21 protein-coding genes are annotated in these 24,872 nt (G+C 66.6%); 11 read left to right on the top strand and 10 right to left on the bottom strand.

Features of this window, described 5'->3' with window-relative positions; all coding sequences use genetic code 11:
• Positions 1-61 precede the first annotated feature (61 nt).
• From ATO3_RS02380 to ATO3_RS02390, 3 genes are all read left to right on the top strand, one after another.
• Positions 62-712, top strand: a complete 651-nt coding sequence (locus ATO3_RS02380) for an ABC transporter ATP-binding protein (protein WP_198963189.1) — start codon at positions 62-64, stop codon at positions 710-712.
• A gap of 14 nt (positions 713-726) precedes the next feature.
• Positions 727-3,126, top strand: a complete 2,400-nt coding sequence (locus ATO3_RS02385; RefSeq protein WP_088648700.1) for an FtsX-like permease family protein — start codon at positions 727-729, stop codon at positions 3,124-3,126.
• A 169-nt stretch (positions 3,127-3,295) separates the two neighbouring features.
• On the top strand, positions 3,296-3,814 hold the full coding sequence (locus tag ATO3_RS02390) for a DUF4329 domain-containing protein (RefSeq protein WP_088648184.1): 519 nt from the start codon (positions 3,296-3,298) through the stop codon (positions 3,812-3,814).
• A 139-nt stretch (positions 3,815-3,953) separates the two neighbouring features.
• Here ATO3_RS02390 and ATO3_RS02395 read toward each other — a convergent pair whose 3' ends face one another.
• From ATO3_RS02395 to ATO3_RS02440, 10 genes are all read right to left on the bottom strand, one after another.
• A complete protein-coding gene (locus ATO3_RS02395; RefSeq protein ID WP_088648185.1) occupies positions 3,954-4,148 on the bottom strand; it encodes a hypothetical protein in 195 nt (64 codons plus the stop codon).
• A gap of 551 nt (positions 4,149-4,699) precedes the next feature.
• Positions 4,700-5,833: a Gfo/Idh/MocA family protein gene (locus ATO3_RS02400; RefSeq protein WP_233152004.1), complete on the bottom strand. Its 1,134-nt coding sequence runs from the start codon at positions 5,831-5,833 to the stop codon at positions 4,700-4,702.
• Positions 5,830-6,891, bottom strand: a complete 1,062-nt coding sequence (locus tag ATO3_RS02405) for a sugar phosphate isomerase/epimerase family protein (RefSeq protein WP_088648186.1) — start codon at positions 6,889-6,891, stop codon at positions 5,830-5,832. Before ATO3_RS02405 ends, ATO3_RS02400 begins: the two co-directional genes overlap by 4 nt.
• 196 nt (positions 6,892-7,087) lie before the next feature.
• On the bottom strand, positions 7,088-8,683 hold the full coding sequence (locus ATO3_RS02410) for a glycoside hydrolase family 43 protein (protein ID WP_088648187.1): 1,596 nt from the start codon (positions 8,681-8,683) through the stop codon (positions 7,088-7,090).
• A 148-nt stretch (positions 8,684-8,831) separates the two neighbouring features.
• A complete protein-coding gene (locus ATO3_RS02415) occupies positions 8,832-9,953 on the bottom strand; it encodes a Gfo/Idh/MocA family protein (RefSeq protein WP_088648188.1) in 1,122 nt (373 codons plus the stop codon).
• Positions 9,954-9,961: 8 nt separating this feature from the next.
• Positions 9,962-10,711, bottom strand: coding sequence for a sugar phosphate isomerase/epimerase family protein (locus ATO3_RS02420; protein WP_088648189.1), 750 nt, complete (start codon positions 10,709-10,711; stop codon positions 9,962-9,964).
• A 54-nt stretch (positions 10,712-10,765) separates the two neighbouring features.
• Complete coding sequence (locus ATO3_RS02425) at positions 10,766-11,851, bottom strand: ABC transporter ATP-binding protein (protein ID WP_088648190.1); 1,086 nt, start codon at positions 11,849-11,851, stop codon at positions 10,766-10,768.
• Between the two features lie 12 nt (positions 11,852-11,863).
• The gene (locus tag ATO3_RS02430; RefSeq protein WP_088648702.1) at positions 11,864-12,778 is read right to left on the bottom strand and encodes a carbohydrate ABC transporter permease; all 915 of its coding nucleotides are present in this window, start codon (positions 12,776-12,778) and stop codon (positions 11,864-11,866) included.
• A gap of 19 nt (positions 12,779-12,797) precedes the next feature.
• Positions 12,798-13,688, bottom strand: coding sequence for a carbohydrate ABC transporter permease (locus tag ATO3_RS02435; protein ID WP_088648191.1), 891 nt, complete (start codon positions 13,686-13,688; stop codon positions 12,798-12,800).
• An 84-nt stretch (positions 13,689-13,772) separates the two neighbouring features.
• Entirely contained in the window at positions 13,773-15,005 is a 1,233-nt protein-coding gene (locus tag ATO3_RS02440) for an ABC transporter substrate-binding protein (RefSeq protein ID WP_088648192.1), read from the bottom strand.
• A 215-nt stretch (positions 15,006-15,220) separates the two neighbouring features.
• Here ATO3_RS02440 and ATO3_RS02445 point away from each other — a divergent pair, with 215 nt between their 5' ends.
• From ATO3_RS02445 to ATO3_RS02480, 8 genes are all read left to right on the top strand, one after another.
• A complete protein-coding gene (locus ATO3_RS02445; RefSeq protein WP_088648193.1) occupies positions 15,221-16,255 on the top strand; it encodes a LacI family DNA-binding transcriptional regulator in 1,035 nt (344 codons plus the stop codon).
• A gap of 174 nt (positions 16,256-16,429) precedes the next feature.
• Complete coding sequence (locus tag ATO3_RS02450) at positions 16,430-18,271, top strand: feruloyl-CoA synthase (protein ID WP_088648194.1); 1,842 nt, start codon at positions 16,430-16,432, stop codon at positions 18,269-18,271.
• Positions 18,272-18,474: 203 nt separating this feature from the next.
• Positions 18,475-18,894, top strand: a complete 420-nt coding sequence (locus ATO3_RS02455) for a VOC family protein (protein WP_088648195.1) — start codon at positions 18,475-18,477, stop codon at positions 18,892-18,894.
• A 136-nt stretch (positions 18,895-19,030) separates the two neighbouring features.
• Positions 19,031-20,536 (top strand): arabinosylfuranosidase ArfA, encoded by a 1,506-nt coding sequence (gene arfA / locus ATO3_RS02460; protein WP_088648196.1) that lies wholly within the window; start codon positions 19,031-19,033, stop codon positions 20,534-20,536.
• 3 nt (positions 20,537-20,539) lie between these two features.
• Positions 20,540-21,613 (top strand): ABC transporter ATP-binding protein, encoded by a 1,074-nt coding sequence (locus ATO3_RS02465; protein WP_088648197.1) that lies wholly within the window; start codon positions 20,540-20,542, stop codon positions 21,611-21,613.
• Between the two features lie 72 nt (positions 21,614-21,685).
• Entirely contained in the window at positions 21,686-22,972 is a 1,287-nt protein-coding gene (locus ATO3_RS02470) for an extracellular solute-binding protein (RefSeq protein WP_088648198.1), read from the top strand.
• Positions 22,973-23,034: 62 nt separating this feature from the next.
• Positions 23,035-23,913 (top strand): carbohydrate ABC transporter permease, encoded by an 879-nt coding sequence (locus ATO3_RS02475; protein WP_088648199.1) that lies wholly within the window; start codon positions 23,035-23,037, stop codon positions 23,911-23,913.
• A gap of 8 nt (positions 23,914-23,921) precedes the next feature.
• A complete protein-coding gene (locus tag ATO3_RS02480) occupies positions 23,922-24,743 on the top strand; it encodes a carbohydrate ABC transporter permease (protein WP_198963190.1) in 822 nt (273 codons plus the stop codon).
• Positions 24,744-24,872: the final 129 nt, after the last annotated feature.

The following is a 24,872-nucleotide window of genomic DNA, read 5'->3' on the forward strand; positions in this document are numbered from 1 at the left end:
CTTGTGACCCGGGGCCGATGCGCTAGGTTGCGGGCTCGGACCAACGGGCCACGAGGCGCAGGTGCTGCTTGACATCGACGACGTGACAAAGACCTACCCGGGCGCGGACCGCCCGGTGCTGAACGGCGTGCGCCTGCGTCTTGACCAGGGCGACACGCTGGCCCTGACCGGCGAAAGCGGGTCGGGCAAGAGCACGCTGCTGCATCTCGCGGGCGCTCTGGACCGGTTCGACGGGGGCGAGATCACGCTGGACGGCACCGCGCTCTCGCGGCTCGACGACACCGGCCGCGCCCGGCTGCGGCGCCGGACGGTGGCGCTGGTCTTCCAGCAGTTCAACCTGATGCCGGCGCTGACCGTCGATCAGAACCTCGCCTTCCACGCCCGCCTCGCCGGCCGTGCCGATCCCGCCTGGATCGACCGGATCCGCACCCGCCTTGGCCTCGACGGCCTGGGCGCGCGCTACCCGGAGGCGCTGTCGGGCGGGCAGCAGCAGCGCGTCGCCATCGGGCGCGCGCTGGCCATGCGGCCCAGGCTGCTGCTGGCGGACGAGCCCACCGGCAACCTCGACGAGGACACCGGCGCCGAGGTGCTGTCGCTGATGCTGGACCTGGTCGCCGACACCGGGGCGGCGCTGTTCCTCGTCACCCATTCCGACGCCATCGCCGCGCGCGCGGCGCGCCGGCTGCACCTGCATCACGGCCGGCTTACGTGAGCGGCGCGCTCGCCATGACCCGCGCGATCCTGCTGGCGCTGCTGGCGCATTGGCGCCGCCACCCGGGCCAGGCGCTGACGCTGGTGGCCGGGCTGGCGCTGGCCACCGCGCTCTGGACCGCCGTGCAGGCGATCAACGCCGAGGCCCGCGCCAGCTATGCCGAGGCCAACAGCCTGCTGCAGCCCGCCCGCGCCGGCACGCTGACCGCGCCCACCGGCGCCATCCCGCCACGGACCTATGCCGCCCTGCGCCGCGCCGGCTGGCAGGTCAGCCCGGTGCTGGAAGGCCGGCTGGACGCCGGCGCGGCGCGGGTCACGCTTCTGGGCGTCGACGCGCTGACCTATCCGGCCCTGCCGGTGCCCGACGACACCGCCGACGCCGGCAACCCGGCCGATGTGCTGCTGCCGCCCGGCCGACTTTTTGCCGATCCCGACACCGCCGCCGCCCTCACCCGGGCCGACCTGCCGCCCGTTGTCCCGGCCTCGGACATGCCGGCAGGCGTGGTGCTGACCGACATCGCCGTGGCCGACCGGCTGCTGGAGGCCGGCGGCCGGCTCAGCCGCATTCTGGTGGCGACGGACCAGCCCGCGGGCCGTCCGCTCCTGTCCGACATCGCGCCCGACCTGGTCTATCGCCCCGCCGAGGCCCAGGCCGGAACCGAGGGGCTGACCCGCAGCTTCCACCTCAACCTCACCGCCTTCGGGCTGCTGTCCTTCGCCGTCGGGCTCTTCATCGTGCATGGCACCATCGGCCTCGCCTTCGAGCAGCGGCGCGCGATCCTGCGGACCCTGCGCGCGCTTGGCGTGCCCGCGCGCGGCCTGGCGCTGGCGATGTTCGCGGAACTTCTGGCCGCGGGGCTTCTGGCCGGGCTGGCGGGCGTCGGTCTGGGCTATGTCATCGCCGCCGCACTGCTGCCCGGCGTGGCGGCGACGCTTGGCGGGCTTTACGGCGCCGATGTCGCCGGCAGCCTGGCGCTGCGCCCCGGCTGGATCGCCGCCGGGCTTGGCATGGCGCTGGGGGGCGTTGTCCTGGCCGGGGCGCATGTGCTGTGGAAGGCGCGCGACCTGCCGGTTCTGGCGCTGACCGGGACCGAGGCCTGGCGGCTGGCCGGGGCCCGGGGGCTGCGTCTGCAACTGGCCGCCGGTGTGGCGCTGATCCTTGCCGGATGGCTGGCGGTCTGGCTTTTCGACGGGCTGCTGGCGGGCTTTGCCTGCCTCGGCGGGCTGCTGCTGGGGTCCGCGCTGCTGCTGGCGCCGCTGCTGGCCGGGCTGTTGCGGATCGGCGCGCGGCTGGCGCGGCGGCCGGTGGCCGACTGGCTCTGGTCCGACATGCGCGCGCAGCTGCCGGGGCTGTCGCTGGCGCTGATGGCGCTGCTGCTGGCGCTGGCCACCAACATCGGCGTCGGCACCATGGTGTCAAGCTTCCGGCTCACCTTCACCGACTGGCTCGACCGGCGGCTGTCGGCGGATCTCTATATCTCGACCGAGGACGACAGCCGGACCGAGGCGCTGCGCCAATGGTTGATCCCGCGCGCCGAAAGCGTCCTGCCGATCCGCTCCGCCGCGCTGCGCCTGGGCGACCGGCCCGGGCGGGTCTATGGCGTGATCGACGACCCGATCTACCGCGCCACCTGGCCCATGGTGCGCGAGACCCCCGGCCTGTGGGAACGGCTGAGCGCCGGCGAGGGCGTGATCATCAACGAACAGCTGCATTTCGGCGCCGGCATCGCCCCTGGCGACGATCTCCAACTCCTGCCGGGCTGGACCCTGCCGGTGGTCGGGATCTACGCCGATTACGGCAATCCCGATCCGCAGGCGATCACCTCACTCGACACGCTTCTGGCCCATGTCCCGGACCTGCCCGACCGCCAGCTTGCCGTGCGCAGCGCCGATCCCCCGGCACTGGCCGCCGCGCTGCGCGACGCCTTCGACCTGCCCGCCGACGCGATCATGCCCCAGGCGCAGATCAAGACCCTGTCGCTGGGAATCTTCGACCGGACCTTCCTGATCACCGGCGCGCTGAACCTGCTGACGCTGGGGGTGGCGGGCTTTGCCATCCTGACCAGCCTGCTGACGCTCTGGACGATCCGCCTGCCCCAGCTTGCGCCGGCCTGGGCCATGGGGATCACCCGCGCCCGGCTCGCCTGGCTCGAAATCCTGCGCGCCGTGGCGCTGGCCGCGCTGACCGCGCTGCTGGCTTTGCCGCTGGGGCTGCTGCTGGCCTGGACGCTGCTGTCGGTGATCAATGTCGAGGCCTTCGGCTGGCGCCTGCCCATGTATCTCTTTCCGCTGGACTGGATGCGGCTTCTGGCGCTGGCGCTGGTTGCCGCAGCCCTGGCCGCGCTGATCCCGGCGCTGCGCCTGCGGCGCCTGCCCCCGGCCGATCTGGTGAAGGTCTTTGCCAATGTCCGTTAGACGCAGCCGGCGGCCACCAGGGGCGCGCGCGCGCGGTTGCCGGTCGGGGTCTGGCCGCGCCGGGCCGGCAAGGAAATGACCATTTCGTGACCGCGCGCGCGCGTCCTCTTGGACCTGCCCGCGAAACCTGTACCTTGAGCCCGCAACCTCACCTATTCCGGCCCAAATCTTGCCCTTCCTGATCCTGCTCCTCGCCCTTTTCGCCTTTTCCGGTCCCGGCGCGGCCCAGCCCCGCGCAGAGATGGAGCTTGCCAAGGACCTGCTGCGCGGCATGCAGGCGAAATCGATCCGGGAAAGCCGCGAATATTGCGGAATGATCGGCGTCGATGCCAAGGGGCGCTACGTGGTCGGCCCGATCTCGCGCGGGACCCCGGCGCGCTGCACCTTCCGGCGCCCCAACAGCGCCAAGCGGATCGTGGCCAGCTTTCACACCCATGGCGGCTACATGGCCGGTTACGACAACGAGGTCCCGTCGATCATCGACCTCGAAAGCGAACGGGCCCATGGCCTGCGCGGCTATGTTGCCACGCCGGGCGGGCGGTTCTGGCTCGTGGACGGCCCGAAATCCAAGGTGGAACTGCTCTGCGGGCCCAAGTGCCTGCCCTGGGATCCCCGCTTCACCGATGGCGAGCTCGACCGCATCCGCGGCTCCTACTCGCGGCAGGAACTCTTCGAACGCTCACGCTAGGGCACGATGGCCCCGTCGCCGGGCGCAGCTGTGCCCGGGGGTCAGCCCGTGCGGCGCCGGCCGGCGGGTGCGCGCGCGCCCGCGCGCCCCGTGTCGATCCCTGTGCGGATCCGTCAGGACGCCAAAAGCGCCGCCCCGCTCAGCGGGCGTCGAAGCGCGCCAGCCGGTCGATCTGCGGTCCCATGGTGCACCAGCGGTCGGCCTCGTCCGCGCGGGCGACCCAGTGGACGTCGGCGGTGGTGGCATGGACGACGATCCGTCCGGGTTCCGAGGTGACGATATCGGCGCCGATGAGGTTGAGAAACATCACCAGGGCCTGGGTCGAGAGGCACATCCGCTAACTCCTGCAGCCAATCCTGCGCCAGGGCCTGCCTCCCCCACCCCGGCATGGACGATTGATAAAGATTGATACCACCGGCCCTGCCCGGCCGCCCGCGACGAATGCTGCATTGCAGAAATCTCGGTGCGACCGCCGCTGAACCGCGCGGTTTCGCACAAGATATGCGCATAATTGCTTAACATTCAGTCAAGATCGAAGCCGCTGCACCGCAATTGTACACCAGATTACGAGTCTCCGGTCAGTGAAAGGCCACCGGCGCAACCGCCAGATGGCCCGCCGCCGACCGGTCAGGACTCCTCCGCCATGGTCCGCGCCGACATCCTCCAAGTCTTAACCAATTCCTAACACGCGCCCGTAACCCGTTGTTTTCCCACACCCCACCTCCTGTCCCACGCGTGGGACATCTCCCGACACCCCTCGTTCTTCTTGGCCCAAATACCTCCGGGGGAGTCCTCCACCGGAGGACGGGGGCAGCGCCCCCAGCCCGGCCCAAAGCCCACGCCACGCCAGGAAAAAGCGCCCCCCCGGACCGCTTCTTCCCGGGATCACCCCAGTCTCGTCCAGGCCCCGTCCGCCCTGCTCGACGCGATACAGGCGGCGATAAAGCGCATCCCGTCCAGCCCGTCCTCGATCCCGGGCGCGTGCAGCCCCTCGGGCAGCGGCGTGCCGTCCCTGGCATTGGCCACGATCGCCGCCGCCTCGGAATAGATGTTGGCGAAGCCCTCGAGGTATCCTTCGGGATGCCCCGGCGGCGTGCGCGTGACGCGGATGTTGGCCTCGCTCGCGCCGGCCCCCCCACGGGTCAGGGTCCGCGTCGGCTCCCCGAACCGGGTGAAGCGCATCACGTTGGGGTTCTCCTGCCCCCATTCCAGCCCGCCCTTCGTCCCATAGACCCGAAGCCGCAGCGCGTTCTCGTTGCCGACGGCCACCTGGCTCGCCCAGAGCATCCCCTTCACGCCGCCGCCGAACCGCAGCATGACGTGGACATTGTCGTCCACCCGCCGCCCCGGCACGAAGGCGTCCAGATCCGAGGCCACGCTCTCTGCCCGCAATCCGGTCACGAAGCAGGCCAGGTTGTAGGCATGGGTCCCGATATCCCCGATGCAGCCGCCCGCGCCGGACCTGTTCGGATCGGTGCGCCAGTCGGCCTGCTTGTTGTGGACCTCCTCGGCCAGCCAGTCCTGCGGATATTCCGCCTGCACCACGCGCAGATCGCCCAGCGCGCCATCGGCGACCATCTGGCGCGCCTGCCGGATCAGCGGGTAGCCGGTGTAATTGTGGGTCAGGATGAACCGCCTGCCCGAGCTCCGGACAGCCTCCGCGATCTCGTCGGCCTGCCCGGGCGTGGCGGCAAGCGGCTTGTCGCAGATCACGTGGATCCCGGCGGTCAGGAAGGCCACCGCCGGCGCGGCATGCATGTGGTTGGGGGTCACGATCGCCACCGCGTCGATCCCGTCCTCCCGCGCGGCCTCGCCCTCGGCCATCTCCTGGAACGACCCGTAGGCGCGGTCGGGCGCCACGCCCAGCTCGGCGGCGGAGGCCTTGGATTTCTCCGGATCCGAGCTGAAGGCGCCCGCGACCAGGTCCCATTTTCCGTCGATCCGCGCGGCGATGCGGTGGACCGCCCCGATGAAGGCGCCCTGCCCGCCGCCGACCATGCCCAGCTTCAGTCGGCTCATGACGAAATCCCCAGCATCAACCGGATCGCGCCCATGTCGGTCTCGCCCCCGGCGAAATCGTCGAACGCCTTGTCCGTCACCTCGATGATGTGGCTGGCGATGAAGGGCGCGCCCTCGGCCGCGCCCTGTTCGGGCGATTTCAGGCAGCATTCCCATTCCAGCACGGCCCAGCTGTCGTAATCATAGGCGGCCAGCTTCGAGAAGATCGCGGCGAAATCCACCTGCCCGTCGCCCAGGCTCCGGAACCGCCCGGCGCGCTGCAGCCAGGGCTGGTAGCCGGAATAGACCCCCTGCCGCCCGTCGGGGTTAAACTCGGCATCTTTCACGTGACAGGCGCAGATCCGGTCGTGGTAGAGGTCGATGAAGGCCAGGTAATCCATCTGCTGCAGCAGGAAATGGCTGGGATCGTAGTTGATCTGTGCCCGCGAATGCCCGCCCAGCGCATCGACGAACATCTCGAAGGTCACACCGTCAAAGACATCCTCGCCCGGGTGGATCTCATACCCGACATCGACGCCGTTCTCGTCATAGACATCGAGGATCGGCTTCCAGCGGCGCGCGAGCTCGGCGAAGGCTTCCTCGATCAGGCCGGCGGGGCGCTGGGGCCAGGGATAGAGGAACGGGAAGGCGAGCGAGCCGGTGAAGCTGACCGAGGCATCGAGGCCCATCTTGCGGCTGACCACGGCGGCCTTCTTCAACTGGTCCACGGCCCAGTCCTGCCGCGCGGCGGGGTTGTTGTGCACCTTTTCGGGCGCGAAGGCGTCGAAGGCCTTGTCATAGACCGGGTTCACCGCCACCAGCTGGCCCTGCAGGTGGGTCGACAGCTCGGTGATCTCGACGCCGGCATCGGCGCAGATCCCCTTGACCTCGTCGCAATAGGCATCGCTTTCGGCGGCCTTGTCGAGATCGAAAAGACGGCCATCGAAGGTGGGGATCTGGACGCCCTTGTAGCCGAGGCCGGCGGCCCACCTGGTGATGTTCTCCAGCGAGTTGAACGGCGCGTCGTCGCCAGCGAACTGGGCGAGAAACAGCGCGGGACCCTTGATCAGTCCGGGCATGGGCGGTCTCCTGTGGTTGGTCGGTCTCGAAATAGCGGGCAAAGGCGAAATGGCGACCGTCCGGGCAATGGCGGCACGTGGTCTCCCTCCGGGGAAGAGCGCCGCCCCCCGTTGGCGCCGGGCGGCAGGCGGAGGCCGTCCGGCAGGATAGGCGTGTTGCCGGTGGCGTTATCGCGGCTCCCGACGGGCGAGCGCATCACGTGCCCTCCGGCGCATAGCAGAAGCGGGAGAAATCCGCCGTGCGCCCGTGGCCCGTGATGTCGAAGGCCACCATGCCCACAAAGGCCCCGGTGAAGGAGCCATGCTCGCCCCGGCCGCCCTCGTCCGAGATCACGGCGGCGTCGAGCGGCGGGCCATAGGGCGCCCAATCCCCGCCCTGGCGGAAGAAGAACTGTTGCGTGCCGTGGTCGACGCTGACGGCAAGCTCCACCGGCCCGTCCGCCAGGGCAAGGGGTGCGCAGGGGAATTGCATGCGCGCATCGGGCCAGTCGCCCGGGCATGTCATGATCATCAGGCAGCGGCCGGCGTCGGCATCGTGGGACACGGCGAGAAAATGGAACTTGTGCCGGTTGTAATAGGTCGTGAGCCCGGCGGCCTGCTGGTAGGTGGTGGGGCTGAACGCCGACAGGGTGGTTTCGGCCCGGTAGGTCAGATGCTCCTGCCGGCGGGCGACCAGAGCCTGTTCGAACCAGGAGCCGATGCTTTCCCGCCCTGTCAGACGCAGGGCAGTGCCGGTCAGGGCTATGAACCGCTCCGGGTAGGGCGTGCGCAGCCACTGGAATTCGGGCGGCAGGCGATCGCCGGTAAAGAGGCGCTCCACCCTCTGCGGCGGATGCGGCTCGGCCTCGGCGGGTGCGGGCACATCGAGGGCCGGCAACTGGTCGCCATGGGCCAGGTAGAGCCAGCCATCCTCGCGCCACTCGCATTTCTGGATCGCGGTTTCCCGGCCCAGAGGCGAACAGCGCCCCGGCAAGGGCCGCGAGCAGAGATGGGTGTGATAGGTCAGCCCATCGGGCGTCTCGGCGATCTGGCCGTGGCCCGCGCGTTGCAGCGGATGATCCGGGTGGTGGCGCGCGGTGATGAGGTGCGTCTCGGGGTGGAGTTCGTAGGGGCCGCCGATGTCGCGCGACCGGGCCATGGTCACGGCGTGGTCATAGCCGGTGCCGCCCTCGGCCACGGTCAGGTAGTACCAGCCGTCGCGTTTATGCAGGTGCGGCCCTTCGGTCAGGCCCAGGTGGCTGCCGGTGAAGATGACCTTGGGTTCGCCGATCAGCCCCTCGGCCTCGGACCATTCCTGCAGCAGGATCCCGTCGAAGGCCGAGGTTTTCGGTTTGCCGCCGACGGATGCCGAGATGTGGTTCCATTGCAGCACGAGGAACCACTTGCGCCCGTCGTCGTCGTGGAACAGCGAGGGGTCGAAGCCATGAGAGCTGACATAGACCGGATCGCTCCAGGGGCCTTCGATGTCTGGCGCCGTGACGATGTAATTATGCGCGTCCTTGAAGTTGCCATCCAGCCGTTTGACATCCGTATAGACCAGCCAGAAGCGGTCGTCGTGCCAGGACAGGCAAGGCGCCCAGACGCCGCAGCTGTCGGGATTGCCGCGCATGTCCAGCTGGCTGGCGCGGTCCAGCGGGCGGCAGGCGAGATCCCAGTTCACCAGGTCGTTGGAGCGGTGGATCTGCACGCCCGGGTACCATTCGAAGGTCGACGTGGCGATGTAATACGCGTTTCCGCGCCGGCAGATCGACGGGTCGGGGTTGAAGCCGGGCAGGATCGGGTTGCGGATCATTTTGGCATTCTCCGGCACTGCCGCCGAACGGGAAGCCGAACCGGCCGGCGGGGTGTGGCCATGGGGACAACATGGCGGGCATCGGCGCGCCCGGGGGGCGCCTGCATCGCCTCGCAACGCGGATCGCGGAAGGTCCGGGGCATCGCGGTTACACCAGAAGCGCGCGCGCGGCGTCGGGGCCCAGGGCCTCGGGCCGGTCGCAGGGGGTGGCAATGTCCTTGAACGTGCCGTCTTCGCCCGAGGCGAGGATCGCGGTCATCACGTCCACCACGTGCAGCGCGAAATCGTCCGAGCAGCGGTGCGGCCGCCCGTCCAGGATCGCCTGCGCCATGTCGGCCAGCCCCGCCGTGCGGTAATTCGAGCGGCCGTTGTCATTGGCGATGCCGAAGGGATGATCCCAGGCGACGCCGGGGTTCACAAAGGCCCCCTTCTGCGTCATCCGCACCTCGCCCCCGAAGAAGTTCGGGTCGGGCACGTGAATCGTCCCGTCGAGACCGTAGAGCTCCATGTTGGAATGGCCGTGTTCCCAGACGTCCCAGCTGGCGCAATAGGTCACCTGCGCGCCGCTTTCGAAGGACAGGATCGCATGGACGGTGGTGGGCGTGCCGACCGGGATCTTCTCGCCGAAGCGGGGCTGCGAGGTGATCGTGCGTTCACTGCGGGCCGAAGACGACATGGCGGTGACGCGCTTCACCGGGCCCAGAAGCTGGACCAGGTTCGACACGTAATAGGGACCAAGATCGAGGATCGGCCCGCCGCCCGGCTGGAAGAAGAAATCCGGGTTGGGGTGCCACATCTCCATGCCAGGGCTCTGCACGAAACAGGTGCCCGAGGCGATGCGCCCCACCGCGCCTGCGTCGATCAGGTGGCGGGCGAACTGATGCGCGCCGCCAAGGAAGGTGTCGGGGGCCGAGCCCACGCGCAGGCCCTTTTCATCCGCAATGGCCTTCAGCGCGGCGCCTTCCTCGACCGTCAGGACAAAGGGTTTTTCCGAATAGACGTGCTTGCCCGCCTGCAGGATTGCCTTCGAGACCTCGAAATGCGCGTTGGGGATCGTCAGGTTGACGATGATGTCGATATCCTCGGCGGCCAGGATCCCCTCGATGCTCTCGGCGCGCAGATTGTATTCTTCGGCCCGCGCCTGTGCCGCGACCTCGGATATATCGGCGCAGGCGCGCATTTCGATGCCGGAGAACAGCGGCGACAGGCGCATGTAGGCGGCCGAGATGTTGCCGCAGCCGATAACGCCGATGCCAAGTGGTTTGCTCATGATGGGCCTCAGTAGGTCTTGAACGCGGCGATGGAGCGGTCGGCGAAGCGCGTCGCGTCCGAAGGCTTGTCATGTTCCATGACGAACAGATCCACGCCCGCCTCGCGCAGGGCGATCATCAGTGCGGGCCAGTCCATCGTGCCGTGGCCCACGTCGGCCCAGCCGTCCTCGTCCTCGCACTCCCCCTCGGGCGCGATATCCTTGACATGGGCTGTGGTGATGCGGTCGGCATGGCGCCGGATCCAGTCCAGCGGATCGCCGCCGCCGCGCACGACCCAGGCCACGTCCATCTCCCATTCGATCGAGGGGGCCTCGTCGAGAATGATCGACAAAGGGATCTCTCCGCCGGGCAGCGGGTGGAATTCCCAGTGGTGATTGTGCCAGCCGAAGCGAAAGCCTGCGTCCTTCACCTTCTTGGCCGCGGCCTCCAGCCGCTTGGCCAGGTCGGACCAGGCATGGGTGTCGACGCCGCTGCGATAGATTTCGTCGGGGGCCGGGCAGAAGAGACGCGTCATGCCCAGGGTCTTCGCGGTGTCGATGGTATCGTCGAAGCTTTGCTCGAAACTGGCCAGCGGAAAGAAGTGGCCCGAAGGCATGGTCAGCCCGTTGTCGTCAAGCAGCCCCTTGAAGCCGGCGGCATCGCCATAGACCCCGGCGAACCCCTCCACCTGGGTATAGCCCGCCGCAGCGAGATGTTTCAGCGTCTCCGGCCAGGGGCCGGCGTCGCGCGCGGAATAGAGCTGGAAGGATACATCCATGTCGTTGGTCCTGTTCTGAACTTGTCTCTGGCCTGGGATACGGAGCCTTGCGGCTCAGAGCCTGGCCTCTGTTTGCATGTCGAAAATGTTGGCGCGTTGGGGGTCGAACCCGATCGGCAGGCTGTCGCCGGAGCGCACGGCAGACTGGCCGTCCATGCGCACCCAGAAGGATTGATCGCCCGCGTGGACCCAGGCCAGCGTGTCCGAGCCCAGCGGCTCCACCAGGTCGACCCGGGTGTCGAAGCGGATCGGCTTGGCCGCGGCCTCGGGCCCGGTCACGATATGTTCGGGCCGGATGCCGAAGGCGGCAGGCCCGCCGGCGGGACGGTCGGCAAAGCTGTAGCCGTCCAGGTCGAACGTCGCCTGGCTGCCGGCAAAGCGCGGCGCTTCCGACAGATCCACGGTGCCTTCGAGGAAGTTCATCGTGGGCGAGCCGATGAACTCGGCCACGTAGCGTGACGCGGGACGGTTGTAGATCTCGTTCGGGGTGTCGAACTGCAGCACTTCCCCGCCTTTCATGATCGCGATCCGGTCGGCCAGTGTCATCGCCTCGATCTGGTCATGGGTCACGTAGATCATCGTGTTCCGAAGTCGTTGGTGCAGCTGCTTGATCTCAACGCGCAGGTCGGCGCGCAGTTTCGCATCGAGGTTGGACAGCGGCTCGTCGAACAGGAACACGTCCACGTCGCGCACCAGCGCGCGCCCGATCGCCACGCGCTGGCGCTGCCCGCCCGAAAGCGCCGCGGGCTTGCGTTTCAGAAGCGGCTCGATCTGCAGGGTCTTCGCGGCGCGGGCCACGCGCTCCTGCACCTCGGCCTTGGGCACGCGGGCGTTCTTCAGCCCGAAGGACAGGTTCCCCTCCACCGTCATCTGCGGGTAAAGCGCGTAGGACTGGAACACCATGCCGATGCCCCGGTCCGAGGGTTCCTCCCATGTCACGTTGCGCCCGTTGATGAAGATCTGCCCCTCGGAGACGTCCAGAAGGCCCGCGATACAGTTCAGCAGCGTCGACTTCCCGCAGCCCGAAGAGCCGAGCAGCACGACGAATTCGCCCTGTTTCACATCGAGGTTGAGCCCGTTCAGCACGGTGATGGCGCCAAATCGCAGCACCAGGTCGCGGATCGAAATGCTGGGTTCCATGATGTTCCTCCCTCAGCCCTTGACCGCGCCGGCGGCGATGCCGCGCACGAAGAGCTTGCCGGACACGAAGTAGATGATCAGCGGCACAAGGCCGGTAAGCAGCGTGGCCGCCATGTTGACGTTGTATTCCTTCACCCCCTGGACCGAGTTGACGATGTTGTTCAGCTGCACCGTCATCGGGTAGAATTCGGGCTTGGTATAGACGACCCCGAACAGGAAATCGTTCCAGATCCCAGTCACTTGCAGGATCATCGCGACCACGAAGATCGGCAGCGACATCGGCACCATGATCCGGAAGTAGATCCCCCAGAACCGGGCCCCGTCGACGCGCGCAGCCTTGAACAGCTCTTCCGGCAGCGAGGTGAAGTAGTTGCGGAAGAGCAGTGTCAGGATCGGCATGCCGAAGATCGTGTGCACGATCACCAGCCCCCAGAGCGTGCCGTAAAGGCCGATCTCGCGCAGCAGGATCACGATCGGGTAAAGCATCACCTGGTACGGGATGAAGGCCCCGAAGATCAGGATGGTGAAGAACAGATCCGCCCCCTTGAACCGCCAGTTGGCCAGCGCGTAGCCGTTGACCGAGGCGATGACGATCGAGGCCAGAACCGAGGGGATGGTGATCCGGACCGAGTTCCAGAAGCCGCGCGACAGACCTTCGCAGTTCAGCCCCGTGCAGGCCTGGGCCCAGGCCTTGACCCAGGGTTCAAAGGTGATTTCGACGGGCGGGGCAAAGATGTTGCCCAGCCGGATTTCCGGCATCCCCTTCAGCGAGGTCACGACCATCACGTAGAGCGGCAGCAGGTAATACAGGCAGATGACGATCAGCGTGCCGTAGATCATGATGTTGCGCCGCGACAGGCGCTTTTTCGGTTTCGGGCCGGACGGCCCTTCGACCAGCGTGCGCGGCTCCAGCACCACGTCGGGCATGTCGATGGCGGAGGCTTTGTTACCCACGTTTCTTTCCTCCGAATTCGAGCATGGCCCAGGGGATGATGACCACGGCCACCGCCAGCAGCATCATCGTCGAAGCGGCAAAGCCCTGGCCCAGGTTCTGGCCCTGGAACATGTAGTCATAGACGTATTTGGCCGGCACTTCCGAGGCGAGCCCGGGTCCGCCGCCCGTCTGGGCCACGATCAGATCGTAAAGCCGCACGATGCCGGAGGCGACGATGACCAGCGTGGTGATGAAGACCGGCCGCATCATCGGGATGACGATGAAGACATAAGTTTTCCAGGCCGGGATGCCGTCGACCCGGCTGGCCTTCCAGATCTCCTGGTCGATGCCGCGCAGACCGGCCAGCATCAGCACCATGATCAGCCCCGTCCCCTGCCAGAGCCCGGCGATCAGCACGCCGAAGATGACGATCTTGGGATTGTAGAGCGGATCGAAGGCAAAGCTCTCCCATCCCATCGACCGGACAATGAACTGAATGCCGAAATCGGGGTTCAGGATCCATTGCCAGACCAGCCCCGTCACGATGAAGGACAGCGCGAAGGGATACAGCAGGATCGTGCGGAAGGCGTCCTCGTAACGGATCTTCTGATCCAGCAGGGCCGCCAGCAGGAAGCCGATGACAAAGCTAAGGATCAGCGAACAGATCCCGTAGATCATCAGGTTCTCGATCGACACCAGCCAGCGGCTGCTGTTCCAGAGCCGTTCGTACTGATCGAAGCCGACGAAATTCGCGCGCGGCAGCAGTTTGGAATTGGTGAAGGAATAGGTGATGGTCCAGAATGTTCCGCCGACGAAAACGACCATGGCGGTCAGGATCATCGGGATGGCCGCGATCTTGGCGGCCATGTTGCGAAACAGGCTGAGCGGACGGTCCGTCGCCATGGGCGGGTCCTTGTGGGTCTGCGGTCGTCGGGCAAGCCCCCGGCCCGCGCTATGCGGACCGGGAACGGTGAACGGGCGCGGATGTCAGTCCTTGCTCTTGACGATATCCACGTAGCGCGCCTGGGCGTCTTCTGGCGTCATCGAGGGATCGTTGAAGAACTCGACAAACAGATCGTTCAGCTGGTTGTTGGTGTCTTCGGTGTTCAGCTGCGTGGTCGAGGGCAGCGTGTTGCCGGCCTTGAGGATCTCGAGCCCCTTGTTCATGCAATCGTTGGCGGCGGTCAGGTCCACATCGCCGCGCACCGGCAGCGAGCCCTTCTTGAGGTTGAAGGCCACCTGGGTTTCGGGTGACAGCAGCGTGGCGGCCAGAACGTCCTGGGCGGCCGTGATGTCGGGATCGTCCACCACCGGGAAGTAGAAGGCATCCCCCGCCGTGTCGATCAGCGCGTTCACGCCAAGACCGGGCAGGCAGGAATAATCCTCGCCCGCGACTTCGCCCGCGACGGCGAATTCGCCCTGCGCCCAATCGCCCATCACCTGGCCGCCGGCCGTGTCGGTGATCACCATGTTGGTCGCCTGGTTCCAGTCCTGGATGTTGGAGCCCTGGGACATGTCCCGCGCATCGGCCGCCGCCTGGAAGACGCGCTCCATTTCCGGGCCTGCCGCCATTTCGGTGTCGCCATCGCCGTAGATCTTGACCAGAACGTCGGGTCCGGCCAGGGCCACGGTCAGCACGTTGAACAGGCCCGCGGCCTGCCAGGGCTGACCGCCCAGGGCGAGCGGCAGCTTGCCCGCCTCGCGCAGCGCGTCGCTTGCGGCGACATATTCATCCCAGTTGGTCGGCACGGCGACGCCGGCGTCCTCGAACGCCTTGTTCGACAGCCAGAGCCATTGCCACGAATGAATGTTGACCGGCGCGCAGTAGATCCGCCCGTCGACCGTGCAGCCATCCAGCAGCGAGGGCGGATTGACGATGTCCTTCCAGCCTTCGGCTTCGGCCACGTCGGTCATGTCGCGCAAGAGCCCTGCCTCGATCAGTTCTTCCGCCTGGCGCCCGTGATTGAACTGGAACGCGCCCATCGGATCGCCGCCGATGATGCGGCTGACGATGATCGGGCGCGCCGTGCCGCCGGATCCGGCGATGGCCCCGTCCACCCAGGTGTTGCCGGTCGCATCGAAGGCCTTGGCAAGTTCCGCCACTGCCGCCGCTTCGCCGCCGGAGGTCCACCAATGGGTGACCTCAAGCTCCGTGGCCGACACGGCAGTGCCCGCGCACAGGGCAGTGCTCGCCAAAATGGCGTTGCGCAGTGCTTTCATCTCTGTTCCTCCCTACGGGCGCATCGCCCGGGTCAATCCTGCGGGCCTCATCCCCGCCTGAAATCGTTTACATGTTTAGCTACACTTTGGCTCTTCTCGGCTGCAAACGATTACATATACCTTTTGTCGGCAAGAGATTCGTGTCAAGCCGTCGTGATACGAACAGCGAAATACCCCCTCGGCGGGCGCCAGCGGGTTTCGGACAGGACAAGGACATGGTCGATAAACCCGTCAGAATTCAGGATGTTGCGCGCGCCGCGCGGGTCTCGACCGCAACCGTCAGCCGGGCCCTTTCGACCCCGGACAAGCTGTCGGAGGAGACCCGCAAGGCGGTGTTCGAAGCGATCCGCCTGACGGGCTACCGGGTCAACCAGGCCGCGCGGAACCTGCGGATGCAACGCGCGGGCGCGGTGCTGATCCTTGTGCCGAACCTGTCGAACCCGTTCTTCAGCCAGATCCTCGCCGGCATTTCCGGCGTCTTCATGGAGACCGATTATTCCGTCCTGATCGCCGACACGCGAGCCCGCGGGGCCGATGATACTCGGCTGGTCGATTACTCGCTGGCCCGCGTCGACGGGATCATCAGCCTGGACGGCGGCCTGCGCCCCGAGATCATGGCCGAGTTCGCCGACCGCGGCGCCGGGGACCGGATGCTGTTTGCCTGCGAATGGGTGCAGGACACGCCCCTGCCCTCGGTCCGGTCGGACAACGTGACCGGCGCGCGACTGGCGATCCAGCATCTGTATGACCTGGGCCACCGCAACATCGCCCATGTCACCGGGCCCGAGGACAACGTCCTGACCCATGCCCGCCGGACCGGCATGCTGGAACAGCGCGCCCGTCTCGGCCTGCCCGTGCAAGAAGACTGGATCATCCGCGGGGATTTCTCACTCGATTCCGGGCGCGACGCGGCACGGCGAATCCTTGAGATGGCGCATCGCCCCACGGCCGTGTTCTGCGCCTCCGACCAGGTGGCCTTCGGCCTGATTTCCACCCTGACCGCGGCCGGGGTCAGGGTGCCCGAGGACCTGTCCGTGGTGGGATTCGACGATATCGAACTGTCGGAATACTACGTGCCGGCGCTGACCACGATCCGGCAGTTCCGCCGCACCCTGGGCGCCCGGGCCGCGCGGCTGCTGCTGGACCGGCTGACCGGAGCACGGCCCGACCTGCCGGACGGCGACGTGCTGATGGTCGACGTGGAACTGGTGGTCCGGGACAGTACCGCTCCGCCGCCCTCGGGTCGCTGAAAATTTGCCACATTTTCCGTGCGGGCCACGTAGGGTGGGTTTATAACCCACGGTTTTACTTGCCTTCCCCCGGCCACGCGACATCGCGTTCAGGATACCAATTCGGTTTACGATTAGACAAATGCCATCCTCTGCGCCACCATGGTTCCACATGGGAGCTTTGGGAGGGATCACATGATCGAGCGGACTGTGTCCGATTTCTGGCAGCCAGAGGTCTTGAGCGAGACCCGTCCGGACGGCACGATCCTAGTCTGGCGTGGCGATCCGCTGGCTCCCTATCCCCGTTGCTTGAGCGACCGGCTGATGCACTGGGCCCGCAGCCAGCCGAACCGCGTCTGGATCGCCGAACGCGCGCCCAACGGCGCCTGGGCCGAAATCACCTATGCCGATGCGGCCCGCGCCGTCGAGGGAATCGGCGCCACGCTGCTGGCGCACGGGCTCAGCTCGGACCGGCCATTGCTGATCCTGTCGGGCAACAGCACCGCGCATGCGCTGATGGCGCTCGGCGCGCAGCACGTGGGCGTGCCGTCGGCGGCGCTGGCGCCGGCCTATTCGCTTGGCTCCGACGACCTGGGCAAACTGCGCGACATCGCCGGTCAGTTGACCCCGGGCATGATCTTCGCCGAAGACGCGCCCCGCTTTGCCCGGGCCATCGACGCCGCCTTCGACCACTCGATCCCGGTGGCCAGCTGCACCTCGGCGCTGCCCGACCGGACTACGGTGGATTTCGCCGATGCCTGCGCCGCGAAACCGGGGACCGCGGTGCGGCTGGCCAATGCCGCGATCACCCCGGACACGGTGGCCAAGTTCCTCTTCACCTCCGGCACCACCGGATCGCCCAAGGCGGTCATCCAGACCCACGGAATGCTATGCGCCAACCAGGAGATGGTGGCCAATTGCTATCCCTTCATGCGGTCCGAGCCGCCTGTCGTCATCGACTGGGCCCCCTGGAACCACACGGCCAGCGGCAACAAGGTCTTCAACATGGTGCTCTACAACGGCGGCACCTTCTACATCGACGATGGCCGCCCGACCCCGCAGGACATCGGCAAGACCATCCGCAACCTGGCCGAGATCTCGCCCACCTGGTATTTCAACGTGCCGCTCGGCTACCAGATGCTGCTGGACGCGATGGAAACCGACGGCAGGCTGCGCGAGACGTTCTTCCGCCGCCTGCGCGTGATGATGTATGCGGGCGCCGGCATGTCGCAACCGGTGTGGGACAGGATCACCCGCATCGCCGAACGCACCGCCTCGGGCAAGGCATTGCTGTGCACGGGCTTCGGCGCAACCGAAACCGGGCCCTTCGCCCTGATGTGCACCGAGCGGCAGAGCAAGGCCGGCAACCTCGGCATCCCGGCCCCGGGCGTGACGCTGAAACTGGTGCCGCAGGGCGAGAGGTACGAGGCGCGGATCCGCAGCCCCTCGGTCACGCCCGGCTACTGGCGCGCACCAGGGATCACGGCCAAGGCCTTTGACGAAGAAGGATATTACTGTTTCGGCGACGCCATGCGCCTGGCCGAACCGGGCCGGCCCGAGAAAGGGTTCATCTTCGACGGGCGGCTGGCCGAGAACTTCAAACTTGCCTCCGGCACCTGGGTTGCGGTGGGGCCGTTGCGGTCGCGTCTGACCGATGACCTGAAGGGGCTGGCCAGCGACGTGGTCATCGCCGGAGAGGGGCATACAGAGTTGGGCGCGCTGGTGGTGCCCGACTGGGACGCGCTGCGCGATCTGGTCGGCGAAGACGGGCTGGACCGCTTCGCCTTGCTCGCGCATCCAAAGGTCCGCCGTGTCGCCGCCGCGCTGCTGGACGCCCATGCGGCGCGCGCCAGCGGCTCGGCCACGCGTGTCGCCCGGCTGATGTTCCTCGAGGCGCCGCTGTCCTTCGACCGGGGCGAGGTGACGGACAAGGGGTCGCTCAACCAGCGCGCCGTGCTGCGCCACCGCGCCGATCTGGTCGAAAACCTCTGGTCCGAGGATCCCCGCGTCATCGCGCTGAGCCGCGAGCGGGCCTGACCCGCCGCCCCGGACGACGGGCAACCTGGCCACCGGTCCCGATGGCTCCTTTCAACCCGTGCCCCGACGCCGCGCGCAGGCGCCCCGCATCCGCGTCGGCCGCCCTGCCCCGGCCTTGCGCCCGGCCACGTCTTCTGTAGGACGTCCCCATCGCCCGGCGCGCCGCGCACGGGCCTTCTGCGCACTGCAACGGGAGCCTGCACATGACCTTCAAACCCCTCTTTCACCTTGCCTATCACGTTGACGACCTCGATCAGGCCGCCGATTTCTACGAACGTGTCCTGGGCTGCAGCCGGGGCCGCAGCACCGAAAGCTGGGTGGATTTCAGCTTCTTCGGTCACCAGATCTCGCTGCATCGGGGCGCGCCCTTCGCAACCGACACCACCGGCAAGGTCGGGGATCACATGGTGCCGATGCCGCACCTTGGCGCGGTCCTGCCGCTGGAGCTTTGGCGCCCGCTGGCCGACCGGCTGACCGAGGAAGGGGTGGAGTTCGTGATCCCGCCCACCGTCCGGTTCGAAGGCCAGCCGGGCGAGCAATGGACCATGTTCTTCCGCGATCCCGCCGGCAACCCGATCGAACTGAAAGGCTTTGCCAGCGAGGACGCGGTCTGGGCCTCCTGAGCCCCACCAAATCTTTCAAAAATAAATCAATAACTTGACGTCAACTCCCTGGCCGCCCCCGCGAAAACCCGCGCGGGGCGGTTGACAGGTAATGATCCTGTCGATCAATTTGTAGGACAAATAAGGGAGGGATTCGATGAAAGTTAATGCCGCGATCCATCGCGCTTTCGAAATCGGCCGGATCGACGACCGGCTCTATGCCGCTTTCATCGAGCATATGGGCCGCGCCATCTACTCGGGCATCTACGAGCCCGGCCATCCGCAGGCCGACGCCAACGGCTTCCGCCGCGACGTGGCGCAAATGGTGCGCGACCTGAACATCCCGGCGATCCGCTATCCCGGGGGCAACTTCGTCTCGGCCTACAACTGGGAAGACGGCATCGGCCCGAAGGAAGACCGCCCCGTGCGGCTCGACCTCGCCTGGCGCAGCAAGGAGAGCAACCAGGTCGGGATCAACGAATTCGCAGTCTGGGCCGAAGAGCTTGGGCTGGACATGATGCTGGCGGTAAACTTGGGCTCGCGCGGGATCTCGGATGCGCGCAATTTCATGGAATACGTCAACCATCCCTCGGGCACCTACTGGTCCGACCTTCGCCGCAGCCACGGGGTCGAGGCGCCTTACAACGTGAAGATGTGGTGCCTGGGCAACGAGATGGACGGCCCCTGGCAGATCGGCCACAAGGAGGCCAAGGAATACGGCCGCCTCGCCGACGAGACCGCCAAGGCCCTGCGCCAGCTGACACCGGGAGCCGAGATGATCGTCTGCGGATCGTCCAACGACGAGATGCCGACCTACCCCGACTGGGAACGCGGCGTGCTCGAGGAATGCTACGAGAATGTCGACTACATCTCGCTTCACAAGTATTTCGGCAATTCCTCGCGCGACACGCTGAACTTCTTCGGCAAGGTCGAAGAGACCGGCCGCTACATCCAGGCGATCGCCGGCGTGATCGACTTCGTGAAGGCGAAGAAGCGGGCCAAGAACGACGTCTATATCTGCTTCGACGAATGGAACGTCTGGTATCACAAGCGCGCGCAGGATTCCGAGAACTGGAAAAGCTGGGACTGGCCCGAGGCGCCCGCCCTGCTGGAAGAGGATTACAACTTCGAGGATGCGCTCTTCATCGGCTGCCTGCTGAACGAGTTCATCCGCCGCTCCGACCGGGTGAAGATCGCCTGTATCGCGCAGCTGGTGAACGTGATCGCCCCGATCCGCGCCGAAGCCGACGGTCCGGCCTGGCGGCAGTCGATCTACTGGCCTTACCAGATGGCCTCGCTGTATGGTCGTGGCACGGCGCTGCGGGTCTCGGTCGACGGGCCGACCTACAATTGCACGGTGGCCGATGACGTCGATTATCTCGACGTGGCGGCCACGCATGACGAACAGGCCGGGACCGTTTCGCTTTTCATCGTGAACCGGCACCTGGATGAAACCGCGGACCTGCGTCTTGCGTTGACAGGGTTCGAGGCGGCCACGCTGATCGACCACCAGGTGATCGAGGGCCACGATCTGCGGGCCACCAACGGACCCGGCTCCGAGCCGATCGCACCGGTGAAGGGCCAGGGCGTTGCCGTCGAGGACGGAACGCTGGGTGGCGCGCTGGCGCCGCTGTCCTACCACGTGGTGCGGCTGAAGGTGTAAGCCATGTCAGGCGTCAAGCTGAGCAATGTCAGGAAATCCTTCGGGGCGCATGACGTCATCAAGGATGTCTCGCTGGAGGTGCCGAAGGGAGAATTCGGCGTCTTCGTCGGCCCTTCGGGCTGCGGCAAGTCCACGCTCTTGCGGATGATTGCGGGGCTGGAAGAAAGCAGCGGCGGCCGGATCGAGATCGGCGGCCGCGACGTGACGCAGGTGGAACCGGCCAAGCGCGGCGTCGCCATGGTGTTCCAGTCCTACGCGCTGTATCCGCACCTGTCGGTCGCCGAGAACATGGGGTTTTCCCTGCGCCTTGCCCGCGCCCCGCGCCACGAGCGCGAGGAAAAGGTGCGCGAGGCGGCGCGGATCCTGCAGTTGACCGATCACCTGGACAAGAAGCCCTCGGCGCTGTCGGGCGGCCAGCGGCAGCGGGTCGCCATTGGCCGGGCCATCGTGCGCGAGCCGGACGTGTTCCTGTTCGACGAGCCGCTGTCGAACCTCGATGCCGAACTGCGGGTGCAGATGCGGCTGGAGCTGACGCGTCTGCACAACCAGATCGGCGCGACGATGATCTACGTCACCCATGACCAGGTCGAGGCGATGACCCTGGCCGACGACATCTTCGTGCTGAAGGGCGGCCACGTGATGCAGGCGGGGCGGCCGCTGGCGCTCTACGATGATCCGGACAACCGTTTCGTGGCCGGGTTCATCGGCTCTCCGGCGATGAATTTCATCGAGGCGACCGTGACCGCCAGCGACGACACCACCGTCACCGGCCGGTCCGAGGATGGCGAGCTGACGGCGCAGCTGACCGGGCCGAAGCCGGCCGAGGGCGCGCAGATCGTCCTGGGGGTGCGGCCCGAGCATCTGGAACCGGTGGAGACCGGCGGCCTGCCGGTGACGGTCGAGGTGGCCGAGGAGCTGGGTGGCAATTCCTACGTCCACGCCCGCGCCGCATCCGGCGCCGACATCGTCTTTGAACGCCGCGGCAGCCGCGACCGGCTGGAGGGCCAGAAGCTGCACCTGGGCGCCGCGCCAGACAAGGTATTCGCCTTCACGCCCAAGGGCGAGAGGCTTCGTTAGGCCTGCCGAAGAGCAGGCCATCAGGGAGGGGATGCGCGCATCGCGCGACCCGGTCATAGGAGGAAGACCAACATGAGACTGAAGACACTGGCACGCGCCTCGGCCATCGCGGTGATCGCGGGCCTGGCCGCACCTGCCTTCGCGCAGCAGACCGTAACGTGGTGGGATTTCTTTGCCGGCGGCGACGGCGTGCGCATGAAGGCGCTGATCGACCAGTTCAACGAGGAACACGACGACATCGAGATCGAGGCGACCACCCTGGAATGGGGCGTGCCGTTCTACACCAAGATCCGCACCTCGGCCGCCGTGGGCCAGGGGCCCGACCTGATGACCTATCACCTGTCGCGCATGCCCCTGGGCCTGGCAGAGGGCGTTCTGACCCCGATCACCGCCGAGGACCTCGAGGCCGGCGGCATCAGCGAGGATGACTTCTTTGCCGGCGCGCTGGACTCGGCCAAGGGCCCGGACGGCACCCTTTATGCCGTGCCCTTCGATATCCACTCGATCGTGCTCTACTACAACAAGTCCTACCTCGAAGGGACGCGCTTTCTGGACGACAATGGCGAGCTGACCGGCATCTCCAGCCTTGCCGATTTCGAGGAAGCCCTGGCCACGGCCAAGGAAAACGGCGCCGAGAGCCCGGTCACCTACGCCACCGGCGATGACGGCGGCGTCTTCCGCGTCTTCTACACGCTGCTGTCGCAACAGGGCGGCACGCTGATCTCGGACGACGGGGAGGTGCTGCCGGGCGACAGCATGGACAAGGCCGTGAACGCCGTGGAAATCATGACCAAGTGGCACGACGAAGGCTGGCAGCCGGAACAGGCGCTTTACGAGGCGTCGGTGGCCCTGTTCACATCGGGCAAGAGCGCCTTCCAGATGAACGGTGTCTGGGAAGTGCCGACGATGAACGACCTGGCCGCCAATGGCGAGCTGGGCTTCGAATGGGGCGCGGTCGAGATCCCGCAGCTGATGGACAGCCAGACCACATGGGCCGACAGCCACGCCTGGGCGATCCCGGTGCAGGGCGACGAGGAAATGGATCCCGAGAAGCGCGCCGCCGTCATGGAAGTGATCGGCTGGATGGAGAAGCACGCGATCCAGTGGGCCGACGCGGGCCACATCCCCGCCTACAAGCCCGTCGCCGAAAGCGAGGAATTCAAGGTGATGGAGCCCAACGCCACCTATTCCACGCTTGCCGACAAGGCGACCTACGACCCGCGCAGCGAAGTCGCCGGTGTCGCCTCGCCCGCCTATGATGCGGCGCAGAACATCATCTCGCCGGCGATCCACGGCTACCTCTCGCCCGAGGATGCCGTCGCCCAGATGAAAAGCGAACTTGAAAGCCGCATGAACTGAGGAAGATCCGGGGGCCCTGACCAAGGGCCCCCGATATCGAAGGGAGGGCACGCACGTTGTCGATGATCCGAAACCGTTCGCGGCACAGGCTGGTGGCCTATACTCTGGTGTTGCCCTTCGTGGCGATCTTTGCCCTGGTCTTCGCCTACCCGGTGATCGAGGTCGTGCGCCTCAGCTTCACCGACGCGCCGCTGATCGGCAGTGGCAACTGGGTCGGCCTGGCCAACTACGAAAAGCTGTTTTCCGACCGCCTGTTCTATACCTCGCTGAAGAACAACGGCTATTTCGTCCTGCTGACAGTGGTGCCGACCACGGTGATCGCGCTGCTGATCGCGCTGGCGGTGAACCGGCTGTCGGGGCGGATGCAGGCGCTGGCGCTGGTGATGTTCTTCATGCCCTACGTGCTGCCGGTTTCGGTCGTCACGCAGATCTGGGCCTGGATGCTGGATTTCCAGTTCGGCATCCTGCAGCCCGTCATCGAATTCTTCACCGGCAAGCCGGTGCCGGTCTTCAAGAACCCGTTCTGGGTCATGCCTGCCGTCGCGGTGGTGACCATCTGGTGGACCAACGGGTTCAACGTGCTGCTCTTCATCGCCGGTCTGCGCAACATCCCCGAGGAGCTTTATGAGGCCGCGCGGCTGGATGGCGCGACCTCGCGGCAGTTGTTCTTCCGCGTGACCTGGCCGCTGCTCTGGCCGGTGACCGCTCTGGTGCTGACGCTGCAGCTGATCCTTCAGCTGAAGATCTTCGACCAGATCTACCTGCTGTCCGAAGGCGGGCCGTTCAATTCCAGCTACGTGCTGCTGCTGATGGTCTACCGTGAGGCGTTCCAGCTGAACAACGGCGGCTATGCCGCGGCGATATCGCTGGTGCTGTTCCTGCTGATCGTGGTCGTCTCGGTCCTGCAATTCCAGGTCCTGCGAGTCGGAGGGCGCAAGTGATGAACCCGATGCGACGTCTCGAGAACATCTCGCTCACCTGCATCACGCTTTTTGCCGGGCTTTTGTGGATCTTCCCGCTCTACTGGGCCTTCGCCACCTCGATCCGGACCGAAAGCCGCGTCGTCTCGGACGAGGCCGGGCTGATCCCGGACGAGTTCAACCTGAGCTCTTATATCGACGCGCTGTTCAACACCTCGCTGATCGACTGGTACATCAATTCCATCGGCACCTCGGTGATCATCACCTTTGTGGTTCTGCTGACCGGCATGATGTGCGCCTATGCGCTGAGCCAGATGGAATTTCCCGGCCGCAAGGCGTTGTACCTGGTGGTGCTGGCCAGCTTCATGGTCCCGGCGCAGGCGCTGGTGGTGCCGCAGTTCGTGCTGATGAACGACCTGGGCCTGATCAACCGCTGGGGCGGGATCATCCTGCCGCAGCTGGTCGTGCCGGTGGTGATCATCGTCTACAAGCAGTTCTTCGACGCGGTCCCGAAGGAGATGAAGGAAGCCGTGGTGCTGGATGGCGGCGGGGATTACACGCTGCTGTTCAAGGTGTTCCTGCCGCTGAACTGGGGCATCACCACGGCGCTGGGGATCATCACCTTCATCATGTCGTGGAACGCCTTCCTGTGGCCCTTCCTGGTGATCACGACCGAGGACATGATGACGATCCCCGTCGGCATCACCCAGGTCAACGACGCCTTCGGCGTGGCCTATGCGCGGATCATGTCGGTGGCGCTGCTGGCGGCGGCCCCGGTGGTGATCGCCTACCTGATCTTCCAGAAACGCGTGACCGAGGCGGTGATGATCTCGTCAGGCGTCAAGGGCTAGGTGCCTCCGACGCCCCTGCCCCGAAACGCCCCGGTTGCCTTCCACCGGGGCGTTCTTGCGTGGGTCGTCCCTCGCGCAGCTCCGTCTTGCGTTCTTGCTTTCGGGCAATGCGCCGCCCCGCCCGGAATC

This window comes from Marinibacterium profundimaris (assembly GCF_002210095.1).
In the GTDB taxonomy this organism is placed as follows: domain Bacteria; phylum Pseudomonadota; class Alphaproteobacteria; order Rhodobacterales; family Rhodobacteraceae; genus Marinibacterium; species Marinibacterium profundimaris.